Below are 24,473 nucleotides of genomic sequence, written 5' to 3'. Positions count from 1 at the left end.
AAGACAGGTTCTGCGTTTAGTTGCCGCGCTCTAAAAGTACCTGGCGCTTAATCCTTTCGTTGCTGTATGCGGCGTAATGAACGTTCGCGACGCGATTGTTCACGGCTGCGGTCCAGCAAGATTTCCTCAATGAAAGCCAGGTGACGGTGCGACGCTTCGCGCGCCTGCTCCGGTTCCCCGGCCATTATCGCCTCGAATATTCGGGTGCGATGGTTGCTTACCAGTGGGAGCATCTCCCGACGGGCATACAACAATTCAAAATTCTGACGAACGTTCTGGGCCAGCATCGGCTCCATGCAGCGTAGCAGATGGAGGAGCACCACATTGTGTGCCGCTTCGGTGACGGCGATTTGATACTGGACGACGGCGCTGGACTCGGCGTCTAAATCGCCGGACTGCTGTGCCCGTTCAATGGCCTGATGCAGCTCGCGGATACGCACGCGATCTTCATCAGTGCTGCGAAGGGCGGCGTAATAGGCCGCAATACCTTCCAGCGCGTGACGGGTCTCAAGCAGGTCAAACTGGGATTCTGGGTGGTCAGAGAGAAGTTCTACCAGCGGATCGCTGAAGCTCTGCCACAGGCTGTTTTGCACAAAGGTTCCGCCGCCCTGGCGACGAAGCAGCAAGCCCTTTGCTTCGAGGCGTTGAATCGCCTCACGCAGAGAGGGACGTGAAACGTCGAACTGTTTTGCCAGTTCGCGTTCTGGCGGAAGTTTCTCACCCGGGCGCAGAGTCCCTTCGAGGATTAAAAACTCCAGCTGCTGCTCAATCACATCAGATAGTTTTGGTTGGCGAATTTTGCTGTAGGCCATATTCCCTGTCTTACGCCTTTTTGCCCGGAGTCAATTGGTCTTACCAATTTATATTTCGTATCGCTAAAGTAACAAAGTATTCACCTTCTGTCCATATTGGTTTTGATTGAAATCAGTAAACCCTGCACATTTTAACAACCTTACAGAAATAACGTTTCAGAAATGTAACTTTGCACAAATGAGTTGATTACTCCCAAAGTGGGAGTTTTAACCATAATGAAACGAGGGTTTTTGCAATCTGAAGCGATTCAACAAGGCAAATTATGAAAATTCGCCCACTTAAGGCGCATTTCTATTCTATAGGTTGGGGTAAGAAGCGAGAGCGGAGTGATTTACAAATGCTTTCTTTTTATTCAACTCGTCATCAGCCCTTCATAAAGCAGGTGCATTCACAGGCACTTACCACTATTCTGGCGCTTACGGAAGTCATCTCCGCTTTTTTCGGTTCGTTTAACCGTAAAGAAATAAATACAGAATATGGATTTTCATAATTACACACGCACAGCGTGACATAACAACCACACACGAGGTTTCAAATGGAAGCTCAACAGCACGGCGATCAGCTAAAGCGCGGGCTAAAAAACCGCCATATTCAGCTCATCGCACTGGGCGGTGCTATTGGTACCGGCCTGTTTCTGGGCAGCGCATCCGTAATCCAGTCTGCCGGTCCGGGCATTATTTTGGGTTACGCGATTGCGGGTTTCATTGCTTTTCTGATCATGCGCCAGTTAGGTGAAATGGTTGTCGAGGAGCCGGTCGCTGGCTCCTTCAGCCACTTTGCCTATAAGTACTGGGGCAGCTTTGCCGGTTTCGCCTCCGGCTGGAACTACTGGGTACTGTACGTTCTGGTTGCCATGGCCGAGCTGACTGCCGTCGGGAAGTATATTCAGTTCTGGTATCCTGACATCCCAACCTGGGCTTCCGCTGCAGCCTTCTTCGTCATTATCAACGCCATTAACCTTACCAACGTAAAAGTGTTCGGCGAGATGGAGTTCTGGTTTGCCATCATCAAAGTGATCGCCGTCGTGGCGATGATTATCTTTGGCGGCTGGCTGCTGTTCAGCGGCAACGGTGGCCCACAGGCAACCGTGCGTAACCTCTGGGAACAGGGCGGCTTCCTGCCTCACGGCATGACCGGTCTGGTGATGATGATGGCCATCATTATGTTCTCTTTCGGCGGTCTGGAACTGGTGGGTATCACCGCCGCAGAAGCCGACAATCCTGAGCAGAGCATCCCGAAAGCGACGAATCAGGTTATCTACCGAATTCTGATCTTCTATGTGGGCTCGCTGGCGGTCCTGCTCTCCCTGCTGCCGTGGACGCGCGTCACTGCCGACACCAGTCCGTTTGTGCTGATTTTCCACGAACTGGGTGATACCGTCGTGGCGAACGCGCTCAATGTCGTGGTGCTGACCGCGGCGCTTTCCGTGTACAACAGCTGCGTATACTGCAACAGCCGTATGCTGTTCGGTCTGGCCCAGCAGGGCAATGCGCCGAAGATGCTGCTCAACGTTGATAAACGCGGCGTGCCGGTCAACACCATCATTGTTTCAGCCATCGTGACGGCGCTGTGCGTGCTGATTAACTACATGGCGCCGGAATCCGCATTTGGCCTGCTAATGGCACTGGTGGTCTCTGCACTGGTCATCAACTGGGCGATGATCAGCCTGGCGCACATCAAGTTCCGCCGCGCGAAACAGCAGCAGGGCGTGACGACGCGCTTCCCTGCCCTGCTCTATCCGCTGGGTAACTGGATCTGCCTGCTGTTTATGGCGGCCGTGCTGGTGATCATGCTGATCACGCCGGGTATGGCAATCTCCGTCTACCTGATCCCGGTCTGGATTGCCGTGCTGGGCGTTGGCTATCTCTTCAGCCAGAAAAGCCGCAAGGCCATGAAGGCCCACTAAGCCTCCTCCGCGGTACCTGCTTTTGCGGGTACCGCGCGTTGTTACCTCCCTCACACTTTCATCCCTACAGCGTTTTTATCCATATCACCGCCCTGATACTGCAACGCATATATTCGTTTGCCAGCAAATAATTCTCTCCATACCGAAACCCGGAGAGCAGTCTATGGATAACGCTAAACTGTCAGTAAAAGAAAAGATCGGCTATGGGATGGGCGATGCAGGTTGCAACATCATCTTTGGCGCCATCATGCTGTTTGTTAACTATTTTTATACCGACATATTTGGCCTCGCGCCTGCGCTGGTGGGGGTCTTACTGCTGTCGGTCCGTGTGATTGACGCCGTCACCGACCCTATCATGGGGGCAATTGCTGACCGCACCCGCAGTAAATATGGCCGTTTTCGTCCATGGCTGCTGTGGATTGCCTTCCCCTACGCGCTGTTCAGTATTCTGATGTTCACCACACCGGAGTGGAGCTATAACAGCAAAGTTATCTATGCGTTTGTCACCTACTTCCTGCTCTCATTAACCTATACGGCCATCAACATCCCTTACTGCTCGTTAGGAGGGGTGATCACCAACGATCCGAAAGAGCGTGTAGCCTGCCAGTCCTACCGCTTCGTGCTGGTCGGCATCGCCACGTTGCTGCTGTCATTGACGCTGCTGCCGATGGCCGACTGGTTTGGCGGGGATAACAAAGCCAAAGGCTACCAGATGGCAATGACCGTACTGGCGCTGATTGGCACCTGCATGTTCCTGTTCTGCTTCGCCACCGTGCGCGAGCGCGTGCGCCCGGCGGTGCAGACCCACGACGAGCTGAAAAACGACCTGAAAGACGTGTGGAAAAACGACCAGTGGGTGCGCATTCTGCTCCTGACGCTCTGCAACGTCTGCCCGGGCTTTATCCGCATGGCGGCCACCATGTATTACGTCACCTGGGTGATGGGCCAGAGCACCCACTTCGCCACCGTGTTTATCAGCCTGGGGGTTATCGGCATGATGCTTGGCAGCGTGCTGGCAAAAGTGCTGACCGACCGCTGGTGTAAACTGAAGGTCTTCTTCTGGACCAATATCGTGCTGGCGATATTTTCCTGCGCCTTCTATTTCTTCGACCCGAAAGCTACCGTCACCATCGTGGTGCTCTACGTTCTGCTGAACATCCTGCACCAGATCCCGTCTCCGCTGCACTGGTCGCTGATGGCTGACGTGGACGACTACGGCGAGTGGAAAACCGGGAAACGCATCACCGGGATCAGCTTCTCCGGCAACATTTTCTTCCTGAAACTGGGTCTGGCGATTGCCGGGGCAATGGTCGGTTTTCTGCTCTCCTGGTACGGTTACGACGCAGGCGCAAAAGCGCAAAGCGCGGAGGCCATTAACGGTATCGTACTGCTGTTTACCGTTATTCCTGGCGTTGGATACTTAATTACCGCGGGCGTTGTACGCCTGCTGAAAGTGGACCGCGAAACCATGAAGATGATCCAGTCCGATCTGGAAAAGCGCCGCGCCAACTACCGCGAGCTGAACGCTTATCAGGAACTCAAAGCCGCAGAGACAAAATAAGGAAAGTTGCATGCAAACCTGGCCAAACCCGTTTATTGAACAACGCGCCGACCCGTACATTTTACATCATGAGGGGGAATACTATTTTATTGCCTCCGTGCCGGAGTACGACAGGCTGGCTATCCGCCGTGCTGACTCGCTGGAGGGCTTGCGCAGCGCCGAAGAGATAGTGGTCTGGCGCAAACCCGACACCGGTCCAATGAGCCAGTTGATTTGGGCCCCAGAACTGCATCACATCGACGGGAAGTGGTACATCTATTTTGCCGCGACGCACACCCAGGCGCTTGATAGCCTCGGCATGTTCCAGCACCGAATGTTTGCGCTGGAGTGTACCGACAGCGATCCGCTCGCCGGTACGTGGGTCGAGAAGGGGCAAATAAAAACGCCATTCGACACTTTCGCCCTCGATGCCACCACCTTTGTCCATCAGGGGAAACGCTGGTATCTGTGGGCGCAAAAAGCGCCGGATATCGCCGGAAACTCCAACCTTTATCTGTGTGAAATGGAAAATCCGTGGACGCTGAAAGGCGAGCCGGTGATGCTCAGTAAACCTGAATATGACTGGGAATGCCGCGGATTTCTGGTTAACGAAGGTCCGGCGGTGCTGGTTCACGGTGACAAGCTGTTTATCAGCTACTCCGCTAGCGCCACCGATGAGAACTACTGCATGGGGTTATTGTGGATAGACCTGAATGCCGATCCGCAACAGCCGGCGAACTGGCACAAATCTGCGCGTCCGGTGTTCGTTACTAGCTACGAAAATCGTCAGTACGGCCCGGGCCACAACAGCTTTACGCAAACGCCGGAAGGGGAAGATGTGCTGGTGTATCACGCGCGGAATTACACCGAAATTGAGGGCGACCCGCTGTACGATCCGAATCGCCATACCCGACTGAAGCGTGTTCGTTGGGACGAAAGCGGGATGCCTGATTTCGGCATCCCGCCTGCGGATACGCTATAGGGTTTGCGGCGCGCTGGCTTACACCAGCGTGCCGTAAATGGTCAGCAGCGCCACCACCACCACCACCACAAACGACGTTTTCTTTGCCATTGAAACCGCCGCTTTTGGCGTTTCAATCTTGTCGGTATGCGGCTCTCGCGCCAGGGAAAACTGCGCCAGACGGGTTAACACCTGATACTGCGAGGTGTGCCGGTCGCCCAGAGACGCAAACCACGCTGGCAATGCTTTTTCACCGTGGCCAATGAGCGCGTACACCACACCCACCAGACGCACCGGCAGCCAGTCGAGCACATGCAGGATGGCATCAATGCCGGAGAGCAAACGTTCATGCGGTGTCAGATAACGGGCAAGCCAGGTCTGCCAGGCACGCAGGAACGCGTACCCCATCAGCAAGACGGGTCCCACCGGGCCGCCCACCACAAACCAGAACAGCGGCGCGAGGTAGTAACGGAAGTTAATCCACAGCAGCGCATTTTGCAGCTCGCGCAGGAACTCGCGCTCGTCGCAATCCGGCGGCACGCCGTGGATCATCGTCAGTTCGCTCGCCATGGCACCGCGCGCGTGGGCATCATCGCGGGAGGCCGCTTTAAGATATGCGTGGTAGTGCAAACGCACCTTGCCCGCACCAATGCACAGCACGCCAAGCAGGATCCACACCACCAGCAGCGGCACATTGAAAAAGAGTCCGTACAGCGCGCGCAGCAGCAGGAAGGTAATCACCATCACACCCGCCATCATCAGCAGCGTGCGCAGCATGGAAAAGTGCCTGATGCGGCGGAATAACACCTCCAGCCGGTGATCCAGATGCCAGTGCTCACCGAGCTTGAACAGACGTTCAGCGATGATAACCAGCAGCATGGTAAACAACGTCATGGTATCTCCTTATTCTGACGACGCGGTGAGCATGGCGCGAAAGCGGGGCCAGTCAAATGCCGGGCCAGGATCGGTTTTTCTCGCCGGAGCGATATCACTGTGTCCGGTAATGTTGTCGGCGATTGCCGGATAGAGTCCGATAAGCGTACGGGTCACAGCCGCTAACTGTTGATACTGTGAGTCGGTGTAGGGCGTAGTATCCGTGCCTTCCAGCTCGATCCCAATGGAGAAATCGTTGCACCGTTCGCGCCCGTGATACATCGACACCCCGGCATGCCAGGCGCGCTTATCAAAAGGAACATACTGAACCACCTCACCATCACGACGAATCAGACAGTGAGCCGACACGCGCAAATGCGCAATCTCAGCGAAGAAAGGATGGGCATTGGGATCTATCGTTCCCGTGAATAACGCATCGATCCACGGGCCGCCAAATTCACCCGGCGGGAGACTAATATTATGAACCACCAGCAGTGTGGGCTTTTCATCCTCCGGGCGGCAATCGTGGTGCGGCGAGGGTACACGCCGCGCATCCACCAGCCATCCGTTTTCTAACAACATGCTGGAACTCCTTCTGTATGGTGCAATGACTCGGTTCAGAGTAGCATGTTTCAATATTATGATTCGTTACCAATTTGGAGTTTTATCATGCCGCCTCGCCGCTATAACCCCGACCACCGACGTGAAGCACTTCTGGAACGTATTAATATGGATATTCCGGCAAGCGTTGCCCATGCGTTAAAAGAAGACCTTGGGGGTGACGTGAATGCCGATAAAGACATTACCGCACAATTATTGCCAAAAGAGACACGTTCCCACGCGGTCATTATTACCCGTGAAGAGGGCGTTTTTTGCGGCAAGCGTTGGGTTGAAGAGGTATTTACTCAACTAGCGGGCGATGATGTGCAGGTGACCTGGCACGTTGAAGATGGTGATGCGATTACAGCCAATCAGCCGCTGTTCGAGCTGGACGGTCCCTCGCGCGTCTTGCTGACCGGCGAACGCACCGCGCTCAATTTTGTACAAACGCTCTCTGGCGTCGCCAGCGAAGTGCGTCGCTATGTTGACCTCCTGGCCGGCACCCACACTCAGCTGCTGGATACCCGCAAAACGCTGCCAGGCCTGCGCACTGCGCTGAAATACGCGGTGCTCTGTGGCGGCGGCGCCAACCATCGACTGGGCTTATCCGATGCCTTCCTGATCAAAGAGAACCACATTATTGCGTCGGGTTCCGTGCGCCAGGCCGTTGAGAAAGCCTTCTGGCTGCACCCGGACGTCCCTGTTGAAGTGGAAGTCGAAAGCCTGGAAGAGCTGGAGCAGGCCGTTAAGGCCGGAGCCGATATCATCATGCTCGACAATTTCGAAACTGAGCAGATGCGCGAGGCAGTAAAACTGACTAACGGCCGCGCCCAGCTTGAAGTTTCCGGGAACGTCACGTTCGACACGATCCGTGAATTCGCCGAAACCGGTGTGGACTACATCTCCGTCGGCGCGCTGACCAAACACGTTCGCGCCCTTGACCTCTCCATGCGCTTCAAATAACAGGCTTCCCCTCTCCGCCCGGAGAGGGGAATTTCAGTCCTGCTCGCAAATCCGTTGTTCTTCCCTGCAACACTGCATGAATTCTCTGAAGCCCCTTTCCCGTTCCCTTTTTTGTCCCTCGTTTCTCTCCTTTCGCGCTGCCAGAGTAGCGCCACTTTGCATAAGGAGCAGATATGGACAGACAACAAGGATTCACACTCATTGAGCTGATGGTGGTCATTGGCATTATTGCGATTCTGAGCGCCATCGGGGTTCCCGCCTATCAGAACTACCTGCGTAAAGCCGCCCTCACCGATATGCTGCAAACCTTCATTCCCTATCGCACTGCCATTGAGCTTTGCGCGCTCGATCACGGTGGCGTGGAGAGCTGTGACGCAGGCAGTAACGGCATCCCTTCCCCGACGACGACGCGTTACGTCTCAGCAATGAACGTGGCAAAAGGGATCGTGACCTTGACGGGTCAGGAGAGTCTCAACGGACTGACGGTGACCATGACGCCACAGTGGAATAACGGCAACGGTATGACAGGCTGGACGCGTGACTGCAACATCAGTGCTGACAGCGAGCTTAAGCAGGCCTGTGAAGACGTCTTCCGCTTCGACAATAACTGAGGGGCGGACAATGAACACCGATCAACTCGTGGCACTTTGCCTTCGCCATCATGCTCTGCTGCTCACCAGCGACAGTGACATGGTCAGCATTGCCGTCGTGGGAAGCCCCGCACCTGAACTGATGGAAGCCCTGCGCTTCGCAACGCAGAAACGGATTGATATCGAGTGCTGGAGCGCTGAACGCATGGAAAAGCATCGGCAGTTAAGCGCGCAATCGCATCTGCCTAACGTTTCGCAGGCACATTCCGCGGTGGATATCCTCAACCACACGCTGCAACAGGCGATAAACCAGCGCGCCTCCGACATCCATATTGAACCGATGGAGCACGCGTGCCAGATTCGCTTACGTATCGATGGCGTACTTTGCCCGCAACCTCCGCTTTCCGCCGCGCTGGCAACGATGCTCAGCGCCCGGTTAAAAGTGCTGGGTAATCTGGATATTGCTGAACGCCGCTTACCGCAGGATGGTCAGTTTACCATTGAGCTGACAAACGAGCCGGTCTCGTTTCGTATCGCCACGCTTCCCTGCAACGGCGGTGAGAAAATTGTGCTGCGCCTGCTGCATCAGGTTCAGCAGGCTCTTGAACCGAAAGCACTCGGCATGAGCGCTGAGCAGCTGGCCTGTTTTACTGCTTCACTGCACCAGCCTCAGGGGCTGATTCTGGTTACCGGCCCCACAGGCAGCGGCAAAACCGTCACCCTCTATAGTGCGTTACAGGCGCTTAACACCCCTGACGTCAACATCTGCAGCGTAGAGGATCCCATTGAAATCCCGCTTGCGGGATTGAATCAGACGCAGATTAACCCGCGAGCGGGCCTGACATTTCAGAGCGTGCTAAGGGCGCTGCTGCGTCAGGATCCGGATATCATTATGGTTGGCGAAATTCGTGATGGCGAAACGGCAGAGATCGCTATTAATGCCGCGCAGACCGGGCACCTGGTATTGTCGACGCTGCATACCAACTCGACAACGGAAACCCTGATTCGCCTGGAGCAGATGGGCGTCGCGCGCTGGATGATCTCTTCCGCACTCTCTATGGTGATCGCCCAACGGCTGGTTCGGCGTCTTTGTCCACATTGCCGACAGCAAAACGGGGAGCATTCGGGCTTACCCCGCCCGGTTTGGCCGCGACCACTTCCCCGCTGGCAACCCACAGGCTGCGATCGTTGCTATCACGGTTTTTACGGCCGGGTGGCGATTTTTGAAGTACTGGCAATCGACAACCCTCTGCGTCAGGCAATTGCCAGCGGGGCAGGCACCGAGGTGATAGAAGCCAGTGCCCGGCAGGCAGGGTTAATCTCGCTGTTTGAACACGGCTGTATGGCCATTGAGCAAGGGCTAACCACGCTCGAAGAATTATTGCGTGTTTTGGGTATGCCCGATGGCCACTAATCACCTCTGGCGCTGGCGAGCCCTCTCCACAGAAGGAGAACCCCGAAGCGGGACACTCTGGGCCACAGACCGCAACGCGGCCTTCACCAGACTAATGCGGAACGACCTGCATCCTCTGGCCCTCTCCCGATGCCCTCAGAGACACCGCTGGCGTCCTCATCACTGCTACGAGATGTTTCGCCAGCTCGCCACGCTGCTGCAGGCCGGACTAACGCTTGCGCATAGCCTGCAAATGCTGGCTGACCAGCATCCATCAGAACCGTGGCGGGCACTGCTGCAAAGCGTTGCCGATGAACTCAGTGAAGGGTGCCCTTTTTCTGAGGCGCTCAGGCGGTGGCCCACGGTCTTTACCCCATTGCATATCTCAATGGTAAAAACGGGTGAGCTGACAGGGAAGCTGGAAGAGTGCTGTCGCCAGCTCGCCCAGCAACAAAAAGCGCAGCAGCAGCTCGGTCAGAAAGTGAAAAAAGCGCTGCGCTACCCGGCGATCATCCTGACGCTGGCGGTACTCGTCGTACTCGCCATGGTCACCCTGGTGTTGCCCGAGTTCGCCGCAATCTACAAAACGTTTAACACTCCCCTTCCGGCGCTGACGCGGATGGTGATGGGTATATCCGCGTTTATGCAGTCCTACGCTCTCGCACTGTTCGCGGTGCTGCTTGTTCCGTTAACCGCAGCCTGGACTCTGCGTCACACGCCTCGCTGGCAGCGATTTCTTCTGCATCTACCTGTAATGGGGGCGCTGGCGAAAGGGCAAAAGCTGGGGCAGATCTTCACCGTACTGTCGCTCACGCAGCAGGCAGGCATTGCCTTTTTACAGGGGCTTGAGAGCGCAGAAGAGACCGTCGAAAGCCGCTACTGGCAAGGGATCCTTCGCAGAATACGCGAAGATATTGAAAAAGGGCTTCCCGTCTGGTCATCCTTTCAGAAAGCGGCAATGTTTACCCCGCTCTGTATTCAGCTTTTACGAACGGGCGAAATGTCAGGTTCACTGGACATCATGCTGGCAAACCTTGCTCGTCATCATACGGAGCAAACTTTTCAGTTGGCCGACAATCTGGCAGCACTCCTGGAGCCGTTACTACTGGTTGTCACGGGGGTCATCATCGGCACGCTAGTGGTGGCAATGTATTTGCCCATTTTCCATTTGGGGGATGCGATGAGCGCGGGATAGCCAATAGCTGGCGCACGGACATGCGCCAGCGAAAGCCATTACAGGCTATTGAAAACGCGGTTTTCCTGCTCCTGAACGCGAATAAACGTCGTACGTTTCGTCAGCTCTTTCAGACGGGAGGCACCCACGTAGGTACAGGCTGAGCGCAGGCCGCCCAGGATGTCGCGCGCGGTGTTTTCAACCGGGCCACGCAGAGGCAGCTTCACGGTTTTGCCTTCTGCCGCACGGTATTTTGCCACACCACCAACGTGACGGGTCATTGCAGACTCAGAGCTCATACCGTAGAACAGCATGAATTTCTCACCGTTTTCTTCCACCACGGTGCCGCCGCTCTCTTCATGACCGGCCAGCATACCGCCGAGCATCACGAAGTCTGCGCCGCCGCCAAACGCCTTCGCCACATCGCCCGGCATGGTGCAACCGCCGTCACTGATGATCTGGCCGCCTAGGCCATGCGCCGCATCGGCACATTCGATAACGGCGGACAGCTGCGGATACCCAACGCCGGTTTTGACGCGCGTGGTGCATACGGAGCCCGGGCCAATGCCCACTTTCACGATGTCGGCACCGGAGAGGATCAGCTCTTCACACATTTCACCGGTCACCACGTTGCCCGCGATGATGGTTTTCGTTGGCCAGGCCTCACGCGCCTTGCTGACGAACTGCACGAAATGCTCGGAGTAACCGTTCGCCACATCAATACACACAAAATTGAGCGCCGGGTTCGCATTCAGGATCTGTTTGGTCTTCTCGAAATCGGCATCAGAGGTGCCGGTGGAGACCATCACATGCTTCACCACATCCGCAGAGGCGGATGCAACAAACGCATTCCACTCTTCCAGGCTGTAGTGTTTGTGCACTGCGGTGAGAATATCGAACTGCGCCAGGGCGGTTGCCATCCCGAAGGTGCCCACCGTATCCATATTGGCGGCAATAATCGGCACGCCAGACCAGGTCTGACCGGAATGTTTAAAGGTGAAGTGACGTTCGAGTTCAACGTCTGAGCGACTTTTCAGTGTAGAGCGTTTAGGGCGGATAAGAACGTCTTTGAAACCTAACTTCAGATCTTCTTCGATACGCATGTGCGGATTCCTGGGGTTAGAGGCAAATATGTTAAAAGCACAACTCCAGTGACGCTATCATACGCACTAATACCTGCTCCGCAAGACTGCGAAATTCTCTTTTTTTACGCTACAATCCTATAAATTTACCTGGTAAAAAGCCGGTAAACAGGGCTAAACAGTGGCTGAAGCACGTTTGAAATTTAACCAACTGATTTTAATAATGAATAATTCCCAGGATTTGATTTAATGGGGTATATCGTCGCATTAACCGGCGGCATCGGTAGTGGCAAAAGTACCGTTGCGGACGCATTTTCTCGTCTGGGTATCACGATTATTGATGCCGATATCATTGCCCGTCAGGTGGTAGAGCCCAATACACCCGCGCTAAAAGCCATCGAAAACCATTTTGGTCCGGCAATTATCAGTGCAGATGGCACGCTAAATCGCCGCAAGCTACGCGAATGCATTTTTTCCGATTCTGCGGAAAAACTCTGGCTTAATGCCCTGCTCCACCCCATTATCCACCAGGAAACTCAGCGTCAAATTGCCGCAGCCCGCTCGCCGTATGTTCTGTGGGTGGTTCCGCTGCTGGTAGAGAATCAGCTGCACAATAAAGCCGATCGGGTGCTGGTCATTGATGTCTCGCCTGAAACGCAAATCCAGCGCACCGTGACGCGCGATCGTGTCTCGCGCGAACAGGCTGAACAAATTCTTGCCGCTCAGGCCACGCGCGCTCAGCGCCTTGCCGTTGCGGATGATGTTATTGATAATAACGGCGCACCAGATGCCATTGCATCGGATGTTGCCCGCCTGCATGCGCAGTATTTGGCGTTCGCCGCGCAGGCCGTTGCACAGGAAAAACCATAATGTCGACCCACATCCTTTTTGAGCATCCGCTCAACGAAAAAATGCGTACCTGGCTGCGTATCGAATTTCTGATTCAACAACTTTCACAACATTTGCCCGTCAGCGATCATGCCACTGCGTTGCACTTCTTCCGCAATGTGGGGGATCTGCTGGATGTCATTGAGCGGGGCGACGTCCGCACAGAGCTTCTGAAAGAACTGGAGCGCCAGCAGCGTAAATTACAGGCCTGGGCCGAAGTGCCGGGCGTGGATCAGAGCCGCATTGATTCACTTCGTCAGCAGCTTAAAAACAGCAGCAGTACGCTGATGGCCGCACCTCGTGTCGGGCAATTTTTGCGAGAAGATCGCCTGATCGGCCTGGTGCGCCAGCGCCTGAGTATTCCTGGTGGCTGCTGTAGTTTCGACCTGCCAACGCTGCATATGTGGCTGCATATGCCGCAAGCACAGCGTGATGCGCAGGTGAACAGCTGGCTGGAAAGTCTCGCCCCCATGCACCAGACGCTGTCGCTAATTCTCGACCTCATCCGTAACTCGGCGCCGTTCCGCAAGCAAACCAGCCTGAACGGTTTCTATCAGGATAACGGCGATGATGCCGATCTTCTGCGTCTGAATTTATCGCTCGGCGAGCAGCTTTACCCACAGATTTCCGGGCATAAGAGTCGTTTTGCGATCCGCTTTATGCCTCTGGACAGCGAGAATGGCACCGTGCCGGAACGCCTCGATTTTGAACTGGCCTGTTGTTAAGGAGTGCCGATGTCTGAAGTGACCACCGTAAACTGCCCCACCTGCGGTAAAACCGTTGTATGGGGCGAAATGAGTCCGTTCCGTCCATTCTGCTGCAAGCGCTGTCAGTTAATTGACCTTGGAGAATGGGCGGCGGAAGAGAAACGCATTCCGAGCAAAGGCGATCTCTCGGACAGCGATGACTGGAGTGAAGAGCAGCAATAGCTTTAAAGCCTGCTGGCGCTTCGCTTAGCAGGCCTACAGGTCGTCCGTCAGTCGGGATATGACGGGCGCATTTGCCGGTGGGAATTTATCGGCATCACTGGCCTGAAGCTCCACCCAGTTACCGGGTTGCCCCTCTTTTCCCCAGGGGTCGCCTTCCCAGTTTTCGACCAGCCAGAACCAAAGCGTGATGTGCCTGTCCGGAAACTGGTATTCGAGCTTATCGAACAGCGTTGCGCCAACTGGCGTAATCCCTACCTCTTCCTGAAGCTCACGCACCAGCGCCTCTTCCGGCGTCTCCCCTGATTCAATTTTTCCACCGGGAAACTCCCATTTGTTCGCCATATGGGCATCGGCAGCGCGCTGGGTAATGAAGATCTGGTTTTGCGGGTTGCGAATAATCCCGACGGCAATTTGCAGTATTTTCATATTGTCACTTCCATAAAAAAGGCGCAGATATCTGCGCCTTTTCATTGTCTTATGGACTTAGCTCAGACGGCCGTGGCAGGCCTTATATTTTTTACCGGAACCACACGGGCACGGATCGTTACGACCCACTTTACGATCGCCAGTCTGCGCGGCGATCGCCGCTGCAGCTTCGCTCTCGTCAGTCTGGTGGCTCAGCTGTTGCATCTGCGCCAGACGCTCAGCTTCTTCACGACGCTGTTGTTCCATCGCTTCCACTTCTTCCGGCATACGTACCTGAACTTTGCTCAGGGTGCTGATCACTTCATACTTCAGCGACTCCAGCATAGACGCAAACATGGAGAAGGATTCACGCTTGTACTCCTGCTTCGGATCTTTCTGCGCATAGCCACGCAGGTGAATACCCTGACGCAGGTAGTCCATTGCCGCCAGGTGCTCTTTCCACAGGGAGTCCAGCGTCTGCAGCATCACACCTTTTTCGAAGTGACGCATCATCTCAGCGCCAACCACTTCTTCCTTACGCTTATAAACGTCCAGCGCGGTTTCAAAGATACGTTCGCGCAGCGTCTCTTCGTGCAGCTCAGGCTCTTTGTCCAGCCACTCTTTGATAGGCAGATCGAGGTCAAAGTCGTTCTTTAGACGTTCCTGCAGGCCTTCGATATCCCACATCTCTTCCAGAGACTGCGGTGGAATATGCCCGTCAATGGTCGCTTTGAACACATCTTCGCGAATGCTGTTGATGGTTTCGCTCACGTCGGACACGTCCAGCAGTTCGTTACGCTGGGTGTAGATCGCACGACGCTGATCGTTCGCGACGTCATCATACTCCAGCAGCTGCTTACGAATATCAAAGTTGCGGCTTTCCACTTTACGCTGCGCGTTGGCAATCGCTTTGGTGACCCACGGGTGCTCGATGGCTTCGCCTGGTTTCATGCCAAGTTTACGCATCATGCCGGACACGCGGTCGGAGGCGAAAATACGCATCAGCGCATCTTCCATAGACAGGTAGAAGCGAGAAGAACCGGCATCCCCCTGACGGCCCGCACGGCCACGCAGCTGGTTGTCGATACGACGAGATTCGTGACGCTCGGTACCAATAATGTGCAAACCACCGGAAGCCAGAACCGCGTCGTGACGTACCTGCCAGTCGGCTTTGATTTGTGCAATCTGTTCTGGCGTTGGGTTTTCCAGCTCAGCAACCTCAGCCTGCCAGCTACCGCCCAGCATAATATCGGTACCACGACCCGCCATGTTGGTAGCGATGGTCACGGCAGCCGGATAACCCGCCTGAGCAACGATATCCGCTTCTTTAGCATGGAACTTGGCGTTCAGAACGTTGTGTTTAATGCCTGCTTTCGTCAGCTCATTGGAAACCACTTCAGATTTCTCGATGGAGATGGTCCCCACCAGAACCGGCTGCCCATTGGCAGTACGGTCGCGAATATCTTCGATGATTGCCTGAATTTTTTCCGCTTCGGTCATGTACACCAGGTCCGGCATATCCTTACGGATCATTGGACGGTTGGTTGGAACGACAACGGTATCCAGCTTGTAGATGGAGCTGAATTCAAACGCTTCGGTATCAGCAGTACCGGTCATGCCCGCCAGCTTCTCGTACAGACGGAAGTAGTTCTGGAAGGTGATGGACGCCAGGGTCTGGTTTTCATTCTGAATATCCACACCTTCTTTGGCTTCCACAGCCTGGTGCAGGCCGTCAGACCAGCGACGTCCCTGCATGGTACGGCCGGTGTGTTCATCGACGATGATGACTTCGCCGTCTTTCACAATGTAGTCGACGTCACGGGTGAACAGCGCGTGGGCGCGCAGTGCAGCCGTTACGTGGTGCATCAGCATGATGTTGCTCGGAGAGTACAGGGACTCCCCCTCTTCCATAATGCCTTCAGCGACCAGCAGCTCTTCAATTTTCACCAGACCGCGCTCGGTCAGGTTCACCTGGCGCGCTTTTTCATCAACGGAGAAGTGACCTTCACCCTGGAAGGTGTCGGAGTCTTCTTTCTCCTGACGCAGCAGGTGCGGAATGATTTTGTCGACTTTGCGGTACATCTCAGAGCTGTCTTCGGCAGGGCCGGAGATGATCAGCGGGGTACGCGCTTCATCGATCAGGATGGAGTCCACCTCATCCACCAGCGCGTAGTGCAGTTTACGCTGGACGCGCTCTTCAGGGCTGAAGGCCATGTTGTCACGCAGGTAGTCGAAGCCGTATTCGTTGTTGGTGCCGTAGGTGATGTCCGCGTTATACGCTTCACGCTTGGCTGGCGCAGGCAGGCCGGACATGTTGATGCCGACCGTCATGCCGAGGAATTCGAACAGTGGACGGTTGTTTTCGGCGTCACGCTGGGCCAGATAGTCGTTGACGGTAACCACGTGAACGCCTTTACCGGTCAGCGCGTTCAGGTAAGCCGGCAGCGTTGCGGTCAGGGTTTTACCTTCACCAGTACGCATTTCCGCGATGCAGCGCTCGTTAAGCACCATACCACCCAGCAGCTGAACGTCGAAGTGACGCATGCCAAACACACGTTTACTCGCTTCACGCACTACGGCGAAGGCTTCCGGGATCAGGCTTTCTAAGGTTTCCCCTTTTTCCAGACGCGCGCGGAATTCCACGGTTTTTGCTTTCAGCTCGTCATCGGAGAGCTTCTCCATCGCCGGTTCCATACCGTTGATGACAGCGACAGCTTTGCGCATACGGCGCAGTGTACGATCGTTACGACTACCAAAAACTTTAGTTAATAATTTGATTAGCATAATAAATTCTCAAACGCCCCATCGTGGGCAGATAAATTAAGGTATTGAAAAAGTTAATTTAGCTGAGGCGTTGCGGCCCGGCGCGGATGCCGTGGGCCTGGCTAATCCAGGTTGATACAGAGAATGAGACTGGCGGAGCGAGCACAGTTTGCGCCGTCTGGCGAACCATAACCGGCGGCTGGCCGTCCTGCGTGAGCAACGCGTTGAGCGTATCCAGCAGGGCAAGGTGCTGTGCCTGTACCGGCAACGTCTCTTCGGCAACAGGCATTGTCTGCGGCGCCATCGCAAATGACAGATGACGAATGACCGTGCGGATAGCGTGCTGGTGCCAGTAATCAACGGAGAAATTCGGGCGACGACTGGCTTCAAGCCACGCGAGGTTAGTAAAGTTAACCCGCGTGTTGAGATCGTGTTTGGTTGTGGAGGTTTTCGCTGGCGTCGCCGCTTCGGCACTGTTGCTGAGCGCAGGCAAGCCGAGACTCGCCGCGACCATCCCCAATAAGAGATGCGGCCAGAAGTATCGTCTGCCAAATTGTCGCCAGCGCGTCAGTATTCCGCTCACTTGCTCCACCACATAAGCCCGCCAGTTACAGGCTAAATTCAGTTATTTTTTTTAAGCGCCCAGATATTACCACTAATGCCGCTACACAACAGCAGGAATGAGGCATCGTTGCAGGGAAAAACGGTCAAGAATGCAGCTAACGCACACATTTTCTGCGCAAGACAAACAAGAGAGAATGCTGAGGCAAACGAAGACGGGTAAAAATAAAAACGACTGGTCTTCCTGGTCGGAGAGAGTACCAGGTTAACCAGTCGATTTTTTACGAAACGGTGTGAACCGTTAAGCCAGAACCGTGCTTGGTGCTTTGAAGGCCAGCGGCAGTTCCGCTTCGTCTTCAAAGGTCACATATTCCCAGGCTTCCTGTTTTGCCAGGACTGCCTGCAACAGTTTGTTGTTCAGTGCATGACCGGATTTAAACGCGGTGAATGCACCAATGATGTTATGACCACACATAAACAGGTCGCCGATCGCATCCAGCATTTTGTGACGCACGAATTCGTCTTCAAAACGCAGGCCGTCTTCGTTCAGTACGCGATAATCGTCAACAACGATGGCACAATCGAAGCTGCCGCCCAGGCACAAGCCGCGGGACTGCAGATATTCGATATCACGCATGAAGCCAAACGTACGTGCGCGGCTAATCTGGCGCATAAACGCATCAGCAGAGAAGTTCATCGCATAGCGTTGGGTGCTGGCATCAATCGCCGGATGGTTAAAGTCGATGGTAAAGTCCAACGAGAAACCATTGTACGGTTTGAATTCAGCCCACTTGTCGCCATCTTCGACACGAACGGTCTCTTTGATGCGAACAAATTTCTTCGCGCAGTTCAGTTCTTCGATGCCGGCATCCAGCAACAGATAAACGAACGGAGCAGCACTGCCATCCATAATCGGGATTTCTGGCGCATCGACTTCAACCATAATGTTGTCGATACCCAGACCCGCCAGGGCGGCGTTCAAGTGCTCTACGGTAGAAATCCGCACGTCATGCTCGTTCACCAGACAAGTACAGAGCATAGTATCACGCACAGATTTGGCATCGGCCGGAAAATCTACCGGTGGATTCAAGTCGGTGCGACGATAGATGACCCCGGTATTGGCCGGCGCAGGGCGTAACGTCAGTGTGACTTTCTTGCCGGTATGTAAACCGACACCCGTCGCCTGAACGATACGTTTAAGTGTCCTTTGTTTGATCATCGTATAATCTCGCCAAATTAACTATCCAACCGAAAGTGTATATCACTAACGGTGGGCCAGTTTAGCACAAAGAGCGCAAATCCCCAAATTCCAGCCAATTCTTAGTCAGCTTGCTTACGCAGGAACGCCGGGATATCCAGATAATCTGGCTCTTTCGCCGTTTGCGGCGTAGGGTCGTTCACCACTTTCGCGGCCGGTTTCTGCTCTTGAGTCAGAGGAGACATACCGTGCTGCTGGTAACGATCCATTACCGGTTGCTGAGTCTGTTTGTTGGTCACCAGGGTGATCTCAGGACGCTTGTCCATACCGATACCGGTGGCAACAACAGTTACACGCAGCTCGTCGTTCATTTCCGGGTCGAGAGACGTACCAATTACCACGGTGGCATTGTCAGAGGCGAACGCACGGATAGTGTTACCCACGGTTTCGAACTCATCCAGACGCAGGTCAAAGCCAGCGGTAATGTTGACCAGCACGCCGCGCGCACCAGACAGGTCGATATCTTCCAGCAGTGGAGAAGAGATAGCCATTTCAGCCGCTTCTTCTGCACGGTCTTCACCGCTTGCCACGCCAGAGCCCATCATCGCATAGCCCATTTCGGACATCACGGTACGAACGTCTGCAAAGTCAACGTTCATCAGGCCAGGACGGGTAATCAGTTCGGCGATACCCTGAACCGCGCCTTTCAGCACGTCGTTTGCCGCGCCGAAGGCGTCCAGCAGGGAGATACCGCGACCCAGAACTTTCAACAGTTTGTCGTTCGGGATGGTGATCAGTGAGTCCACATGCTTGGACAGTTCGGTAATACCCTGCTCCGCGAAAGCCATACGCTTCTTGCCTTCAAAGTTGAAAGGCTTGGTCACGACAGCAACGGTCAGGATACCTAAATCTTTAGCGACTTCTGCGACAACAGGTGCTGCACCGGTACCCGTACCGCCGCCCATACCTGCTGCGATGAAGACCATGTCCGCACCTTCCAGTGCAGCACGCAGGGCTTCACGATCTTCTTCAGCCGCGTTGCGACCGACTTCCGGGTTTGCCCCAGCGCCCAGCCCTTTGGTGATGCCACCGCCGATCTGGATAGTCTGGCCAACTGCTGTTTTACGCAGTGCCTGCGCATCGGTGTTAACTGCAAAGAATTCAACACCTTCAATGCGTTCACGCACCATATGCTCTACGGCGTTACCGCCGCCGCCACCGACGCCGATGACTTTAATCACCGCGTCGTTGGTCAGTTCCATAGGTTCAAACATAATTTCTCTCTCCGTTGTGCCTGTCGCCCGAGACCGCTAATTCTCTCCGGTCTCTTAAAAAAATTAAAACTCTTTTCGCAGCCAGTTGTTCAGTCGTTTGACCCACGACCCCACTGAAACGCGTTTTTCCACTTCTGCTTCACCACTGAGATGAGATTCCTTCCCGTAGTGGAGCAGGCCCACAGCCGTCGAATAGTACGGCTCCTGAGCATAATCCGTTAAACCGGTAATATTCAGAGGCGCACCAATACGCACCTGCGTATGGAACACGCGCTGAGCGCAGGCCGCAAGACCTTCAATTTGCGCTGCCCCGCCGGTTAATACAATCCCCGCCGCGAGATGATGTTTCACACCTTGCTGACGAAGCTGTTCCTGTAACTGTAAAATCTCTTCGTTGACCAGGTTGAGCAGCTCGGTATAACGCGGCTCAATCACCTCTGCCAGCGTCTGACGTTGCAGGCTGCGCGGCGGACGACCGCCCACGCTCGGCACTTCAACGCTCTCATCTTTGCCAACAATTGAACCCAGCGCACAGCCGTGGCGCACTTTAATCGCTTCTGCATCGCTCGGTGGCGTACCAAAAGCGTATGCGATATCGCTGGTCACAACGTTCCCGGCATAAGGGATCACTTTGGTGTGGCGCAGCGCACCGCCTGTATAGACAGCCATGTCCATTGTACCACCACCAATATCGACCACACAGACACCGAGTTCACGTTCGTCTTCGGTCAGCACGGAATAACTTGCCGCCAGACCGGCGAAAATAAGTTGGTCAACTTTCAGGCCACAACGTTCAACGGCTTTTACAATGTTCTTCGCCATATCGTTGTGACATGTGATCAGGTGCACTTTTGCCTGCATACGCACGCCAGACAGACCGACCGGGTTTTTGATCCCTTCCTGATAGTCGATCGCATATTCCTGCGGGATCACGTGCAGTACACGATGTTCATCGCGCACGCGCACGGACTTCGCCGTATGCACCACGTTTTCAACGTCTTCCTGCGTCACTTCTTCTTCGGAAATCGGCACCATACCGATTTCGTTCTGGCAGCTGATGTGCTTGCCAGAAAGGGCCAGATAGACAGAAGAAATCTGGCAATCCGCCATTAATTCAGCCTGATCGATGGCGCGCTGCACGCATTTCACCACCGACTCAAGGTCATTTACCCCACCTTTATCCATACCACGGGACGGGCAACTGCCCACGCCAATGATATTGACCATACCGTCGGGCAGAACTTCCCCTACTAAAGCGGCAACCTTAGCGGTGCCAATCTCCAGTCCAACTACCAGTTTTCTGTCCGTCGCCTTGATCATTGTTGTTCTGCCTGTACCTGTGCCTGATTCTGTTGCTGATTAGGTTCCTCGACCGGAGCCGGCTCCCAACCGACTGCTGCGCCTGAGTCATAGCGCAAATCAACGTAGCTTATCCGTTTGCCGTCCGTCTGCGCCTGCTGCTGTAAAACCGGGTAAAGTTCTACAAAACGCGCCAGACGTTTCATTGTGTCGCCGCGCCCCAGGTTGAGCTTAATGCCGTTCGTCAACGTAAGCTGCCAGGAGCGGCGCGCCGTCATTGCAGCATCTTTTAACGTAAACCTGTCCTTCGCCAGCACCTGACCCATTTCACGAAAACCCTGCAAGACTTCGTTTTCGCTACCTTCAGGGCCATACAACATCGGTAAATTTTGCTTGTTGACACGATCGGATGGGACGCTGAAGGAATTTCCGTCTACGTCAACCATGTGCTGATCATTCCAACGCGCAATGGGCACATATTCAACCAGATGAATCTTCAATTCATCAGGCCATTGCTTTCTGACACTCGCCTGTTTTATCCAGGGCAGACGTTCAATCTGACTCTGAATAATATTGACGTCCTGAGTCATAAAGGTGCCGGGCGATCCCAGCGCCAGAATTGACTGGCGAATATCATCGTTACGCGTGTAGTGACGCTCGCCGGTCACCACCAGCTTTGACAGCGGCAACCGCTGCGCATCTTCCATCCAGCCCAGCACCATCCAGCCGCTGATAAACACGGTGCACAGCACCCCGAGCAGGAAAATAATCCCTGCAAGACGCGTTCCATTACTCCGGCGTGAAGAAGCATATTCTTCTTCGTCATCGCGGTTGCGCGTGTTCAATGCAGCCTGAGACATATCAGCCCGCCTGGTCCAGAATACGTACGACTAACTGAGAGAAGCTCATTCCTGCCTGACGCGCAGCCATCGGCACAAGGCTATGGCTGGTCATTCCCGGAGAGGTATTGGCTTCCAGCAGGTAAAATTGCCCGTCACTGTCCTGCATCACATCAATGCGTCCCCAGCCGCGACACCCGAGAACATTCCAGGCTTTAAGCACCAGGGACTGTAAATCCGCTTCACGCTCAGCTTCCAGACCACAAGGGCAGAAATATTGCGTCTCATCAGAGAGATACTTCGCCTCATAATCATAGAAGACTCCGGCGGGTTGGATGCGAATTGACGGTAAAATTTCTTCGCCAAGCATCGCGACGGTAAATTCCGGCCCGCTGAGCCATTTTTCAATCAGAACTTCTTCATCGTGTTGAAATGCCAATGCTAAAGCCGACGCTAAATCTTCAGCTTTATCGACTTTTGACATTCCTACGCTCGACCCTTCCCGGCTCGGCTTTACAATAACCGGTAAGCCCAGTGCCGCAATGCGTGTATTAACGCTGTCAGACAGGCCCAATTCAAATTCGCGACGCGTCAGCGCCACCCACGGTGCAACCGGTAGCCCCGCGCCCTGCCACAGTAACTTACTGCGCAGTTTATCCATAGAGATGGCAGACGCCATCACGCCGCTGCCGGTGTACGGCATGCCGATCAACTCCAGAAGCCCCTGCAGGGTTCCGTCTTCTCCGCCACGGCCATGTAATGCGATAAAGACTTTATCGAAGCCCATTGCTTTTAACTGCGTCACGTCGACCTCTTTTGGATCGACCAGGTGCGCATTGACGCCCCCTTCACGCAGACCCGCCAGTACGGCAGCGCCGGAATTCAGAGAAACCTCGCGCTCGGCGGACGTGCCGCCAGACAGGACAGCAATCTTATCAGCCATGATGCTCATCCTCCTGAGTTTGCGGCTTCAGTTTGATTTCAGCTAAGGTACGGGCGATTTTGCCGATATTTCCCGCACCCTGGATCAGAATCAGATCGTTACCGGTCAGCACCGGTGCCAGAATTTCCGCCACCTGTACCGGGTCAGAAACCAAAATAGGGTCAACTTTACCGCGTCCGCGAATCGTGCGACACAAAGAACGACTGTCAGCCCCCGGAATCGGAGTTTCGCCCGCTGCATAAACATCCAGCATCAGCAGCGTATCCACCTGCGACAGTACGCTGGCGAAATCGTCATACAGATCGCGGGTGCGCGTATAGCGGTGCGGCTGGAAGATCATGACCAGATTTTTTTCAGGCCAGCCAGCGCGTGCAGCTTTGATGGTCGCGTCCACTTCGGTTGGATGGTGGCCGTAGTCATCCACCAGCATAGCGGTGCCGGCTTTACCGTTTACTGCCTCCAGCGGGAATTCACCGAGGAAATCGAAACGACGTCCAGTGCCCTGGAAGCTTTCCAGCGCGCGCAGGATCGCTTCATCATCGATGCCTTCTTCTGTCGCCACCGCCACCGCCGCTGCGGCGTTGAGGGCGTTATGACGCCCTGGCGCATTCAGCGTAACGTGCAGCAGCTCTTTGTCCTGACGCGCCAGCGTGAAGTGCCCCTGCGCACCAACCTGTTTGTACTCTTCCACGCGAACGTCAGCATCCTCACTGAAGCCGTAAGTGGTGATTTGACGCCCCACTCGCGGCAGCAGTTCGCGGATGACCGGGTCATCCACACACATCACCGCGCGGCCATAAAACGGCAGGTTGTGCAGGAAGTTGATAAAGGTCTGCTTTAAATTCTCAAAGTCGCCCTGGTAGGTATCCATATGGTCGGCTTCGATATTGGTGACAATCGCCACCATCGGCTGCAGATGCAGGAACGACGCATCGCTCTCATCTGCTTCCGCAATCAGGTAACGGCTGTGACCCAGACGCGCGTGCACGCCTGCGGCTTTGACCAGACCGCCATTGACGAACGTCGGGTCGAGACCCGCTTCGGCATAAATACTGGAAACCATCGCAGTCGTCGTGGTTTTACCGTGGGTCCCGGCAATCGCGATGCCGTGACGAAAACGCATCAGTTCCGCCAACATTTCAGCACGGCGGATCACCGGAATGCGCGCTTCATGCGCGGCAACGATTTCCGGGTTGTCAGAGGAGATAGCGCTCGATACCACCACCACGCTTGCATCGCGCACGTTTTCAGGGCGATGGTTGAAATAGATAGTCGCCCCAAGCGACGCCAGTTGCTGCGTAACAGGGTTTGGCGCCAGGTCAGACCCGCTGATCTGATAACCTTCGTTAGCTAACACTTCGGCAATACCGCCCATGCCAGCACCACCGATGCCAACAAAGTGAATGTGCCGGACGCGACGCATCTCGGGCACGATTGAACGCAGTTTTGCCAGTTGTTGTGTATTCATTCTCTAAACGC

General features: G+C 54.8%; 24 protein-coding genes. 11 read left to right on the top strand and 13 right to left on the bottom strand.

Going from position 1 to position 24,473, the window contains the following annotated elements; translation table 11 throughout:
- Window positions 1-47 precede the first annotated feature (47 nt).
- The gene (gene pdhR / locus ABFI50_RS12875; protein WP_014882565.1) at window positions 48-812 is read right to left on the bottom strand and encodes a pyruvate dehydrogenase complex transcriptional repressor PdhR; all 765 of its coding nucleotides are present in this window, start codon (window positions 810-812) and stop codon (window positions 48-50) included.
- 263 nt (window positions 813-1,075) lie between these two features.
- On the opposite strand from pdhR, the gene ABFI50_RS12870 reads away from it, so the two are divergent.
- From ABFI50_RS12870 to ABFI50_RS12855, 4 genes are all read left to right on the top strand, one after another.
- Window positions 1,076-1,303, top strand: a complete 228-nt coding sequence (locus ABFI50_RS12870; RefSeq protein ID WP_078309342.1) for a hypothetical protein — start codon at window positions 1,076-1,078, stop codon at window positions 1,301-1,303.
- Between the two features lie 45 nt (window positions 1,304-1,348).
- On the top strand, window positions 1,349-2,719 hold the full coding sequence (gene aroP / locus ABFI50_RS12865; RefSeq protein ID WP_047625524.1) for an aromatic amino acid transporter AroP: 1,371 nt from the start codon (window positions 1,349-1,351) through the stop codon (window positions 2,717-2,719).
- 163 nt (window positions 2,720-2,882) lie between these two features.
- Window positions 2,883-4,280 (top strand): MFS transporter, encoded by a 1,398-nt coding sequence (locus ABFI50_RS12860; protein ID WP_014882563.1) that lies wholly within the window; start codon window positions 2,883-2,885, stop codon window positions 4,278-4,280.
- A gap of 10 nt (window positions 4,281-4,290) precedes the next feature.
- Entirely contained in the window at window positions 4,291-5,241 is a 951-nt protein-coding gene (locus tag ABFI50_RS12855) for a family 43 glycosylhydrolase (RefSeq protein ID WP_063434189.1), read from the top strand.
- 18 nt (window positions 5,242-5,259) lie between these two features.
- Here ABFI50_RS12855 and ampE read toward each other — a convergent pair whose 3' ends face one another.
- Together ampE and ampD are read right to left on the bottom strand one after the other, a co-directional pair.
- Entirely contained in the window at window positions 5,260-6,114 is an 855-nt protein-coding gene (ampE, locus tag ABFI50_RS12850; protein WP_023332090.1) for a beta-lactamase regulator AmpE, read from the bottom strand.
- Between the two features lie 9 nt (window positions 6,115-6,123).
- A complete protein-coding gene (ampD, locus tag ABFI50_RS12845; RefSeq protein WP_023332089.1) occupies window positions 6,124-6,675 on the bottom strand; it encodes a 1,6-anhydro-N-acetylmuramyl-L-alanine amidase AmpD in 552 nt (183 codons plus the stop codon).
- 87 nt (window positions 6,676-6,762) lie between these two features.
- Between ampD and nadC the strand changes: the two genes are divergently transcribed.
- The 4 genes from nadC (at window position 6,763) to hofC (ending at window position 10,834) form a co-directional block, all read left to right on the top strand.
- Complete coding sequence (gene nadC, locus ABFI50_RS12840) at window positions 6,763-7,656, top strand: carboxylating nicotinate-nucleotide diphosphorylase (RefSeq protein WP_014882559.1); 894 nt, start codon at window positions 6,763-6,765, stop codon at window positions 7,654-7,656.
- Window positions 7,657-7,829: 173 nt separating this feature from the next.
- Window positions 7,830-8,267, top strand: coding sequence for a prepilin peptidase-dependent pilin (gene ppdD / locus ABFI50_RS12835; protein ID WP_014882558.1), 438 nt, complete (start codon window positions 7,830-7,832; stop codon window positions 8,265-8,267).
- A 10-nt stretch (window positions 8,268-8,277) separates the two neighbouring features.
- Window positions 8,278-9,660 (top strand): type II secretion system protein GspE, encoded by a 1,383-nt coding sequence (gspE, locus tag ABFI50_RS12830; protein ID WP_045281047.1) that lies wholly within the window; start codon window positions 8,278-8,280, stop codon window positions 9,658-9,660.
- Window positions 9,650-10,834: a protein transport protein HofC gene (hofC, locus tag ABFI50_RS12825; RefSeq protein WP_063614430.1), complete on the top strand. Its 1,185-nt coding sequence runs from the start codon at window positions 9,650-9,652 to the stop codon at window positions 10,832-10,834. The genes gspE and hofC overlap by 11 nt, the downstream gene beginning before the upstream one ends.
- 38 nt (window positions 10,835-10,872) lie before the next feature.
- Here the strand turns inward: hofC and ABFI50_RS12820 are convergent, their stop codons facing one another.
- Complete coding sequence (locus ABFI50_RS12820) at window positions 10,873-11,916, bottom strand: GMP reductase (protein ID WP_117580911.1); 1,044 nt, start codon at window positions 11,914-11,916, stop codon at window positions 10,873-10,875.
- Between the two features lie 228 nt (window positions 11,917-12,144).
- On the opposite strand from ABFI50_RS12820, the gene coaE reads away from it, so the two are divergent.
- From coaE to yacG, 3 genes are read left to right on the top strand one after another with little or no spacing between them, the layout of a single operon-like run.
- Window positions 12,145-12,765, top strand: a complete 621-nt coding sequence (gene coaE / locus ABFI50_RS12815; RefSeq protein ID WP_023332085.1) for a dephospho-CoA kinase — start codon at window positions 12,145-12,147, stop codon at window positions 12,763-12,765.
- Complete coding sequence (gene zapD, locus ABFI50_RS12810; RefSeq protein WP_014882553.1) at window positions 12,765-13,508, top strand: cell division protein ZapD; 744 nt, start codon at window positions 12,765-12,767, stop codon at window positions 13,506-13,508. The genes coaE and zapD overlap by 1 nt, the downstream gene beginning before the upstream one ends.
- 9 nt (window positions 13,509-13,517) lie before the next feature.
- Entirely contained in the window at window positions 13,518-13,712 is a 195-nt protein-coding gene (gene yacG / locus ABFI50_RS12805) for a DNA gyrase inhibitor YacG (protein ID WP_014882552.1), read from the top strand.
- 33 nt (window positions 13,713-13,745) lie between these two features.
- Here the strand turns inward: yacG and mutT are convergent, their stop codons facing one another.
- The 9 genes from mutT to murC form a co-directional block, all read right to left on the bottom strand.
- Window positions 13,746-14,138, bottom strand: coding sequence for an 8-oxo-dGTP diphosphatase MutT (gene mutT / locus ABFI50_RS12800; protein WP_014882551.1), 393 nt, complete (start codon window positions 14,136-14,138; stop codon window positions 13,746-13,748).
- Window positions 14,139-14,195: 57 nt separating this feature from the next.
- Window positions 14,196-16,901, bottom strand: coding sequence for a preprotein translocase subunit SecA (secA, locus tag ABFI50_RS12795; RefSeq protein ID WP_014882550.1), 2,706 nt, complete (start codon window positions 16,899-16,901; stop codon window positions 14,196-14,198).
- 58 nt (window positions 16,902-16,959) lie between these two features.
- Entirely contained in the window at window positions 16,960-17,463 is a 504-nt protein-coding gene (gene secM / locus ABFI50_RS12790) for a secA translation cis-regulator SecM (protein WP_072169721.1), read from the bottom strand.
- Between the two features lie 279 nt (window positions 17,464-17,742).
- The gene (gene lpxC / locus ABFI50_RS12785; protein WP_014882548.1) at window positions 17,743-18,660 is read right to left on the bottom strand and encodes a UDP-3-O-acyl-N-acetylglucosamine deacetylase; all 918 of its coding nucleotides are present in this window, start codon (window positions 18,658-18,660) and stop codon (window positions 17,743-17,745) included.
- Window positions 18,661-18,761: 101 nt separating this feature from the next.
- Window positions 18,762-19,913 carry a cell division protein FtsZ gene (gene ftsZ / locus ABFI50_RS12780; protein ID WP_008501978.1) on the bottom strand — a complete coding sequence of 384 codons (1,152 nt, stop codon included), beginning with the start codon at window positions 19,911-19,913 and terminating at the stop codon, window positions 18,762-18,764.
- A gap of 63 nt (window positions 19,914-19,976) precedes the next feature.
- Window positions 19,977-21,233, bottom strand: a complete 1,257-nt coding sequence (gene ftsA, locus ABFI50_RS12775) for a cell division protein FtsA (protein ID WP_006173845.1) — start codon at window positions 21,231-21,233, stop codon at window positions 19,977-19,979.
- The gene (ftsQ, locus tag ABFI50_RS12770) at window positions 21,230-22,072 is read right to left on the bottom strand and encodes a cell division protein FtsQ (protein ID WP_014882547.1); all 843 of its coding nucleotides are present in this window, start codon (window positions 22,070-22,072) and stop codon (window positions 21,230-21,232) included. Before ftsQ ends, ftsA begins: the two co-directional genes overlap by 4 nt.
- 1 nt (window position 22,073) lies before the next feature.
- Complete coding sequence (locus ABFI50_RS12765) at window positions 22,074-22,994, bottom strand: D-alanine--D-alanine ligase (protein ID WP_247170699.1); 921 nt, start codon at window positions 22,992-22,994, stop codon at window positions 22,074-22,076.
- Entirely contained in the window at window positions 22,987-24,462 is a 1,476-nt protein-coding gene (gene murC, locus ABFI50_RS12760) for a UDP-N-acetylmuramate--L-alanine ligase (protein WP_014882545.1), read from the bottom strand. Before murC ends, ABFI50_RS12765 begins: the two co-directional genes overlap by 8 nt.
- Between the last annotated feature and the right edge of the window lie 11 nt (window positions 24,463-24,473).

Source organism: Enterobacter sp. HNDS-6, assembly GCF_039850505.1.
Lineage (GTDB): Bacteria > Pseudomonadota > Gammaproteobacteria > Enterobacterales > Enterobacteriaceae > Enterobacter > Enterobacter kobei.
The sequence above is the reverse complement of the archived record's forward strand: the minus strand, read 5'-3'. Positions and strand labels throughout refer to the sequence as shown.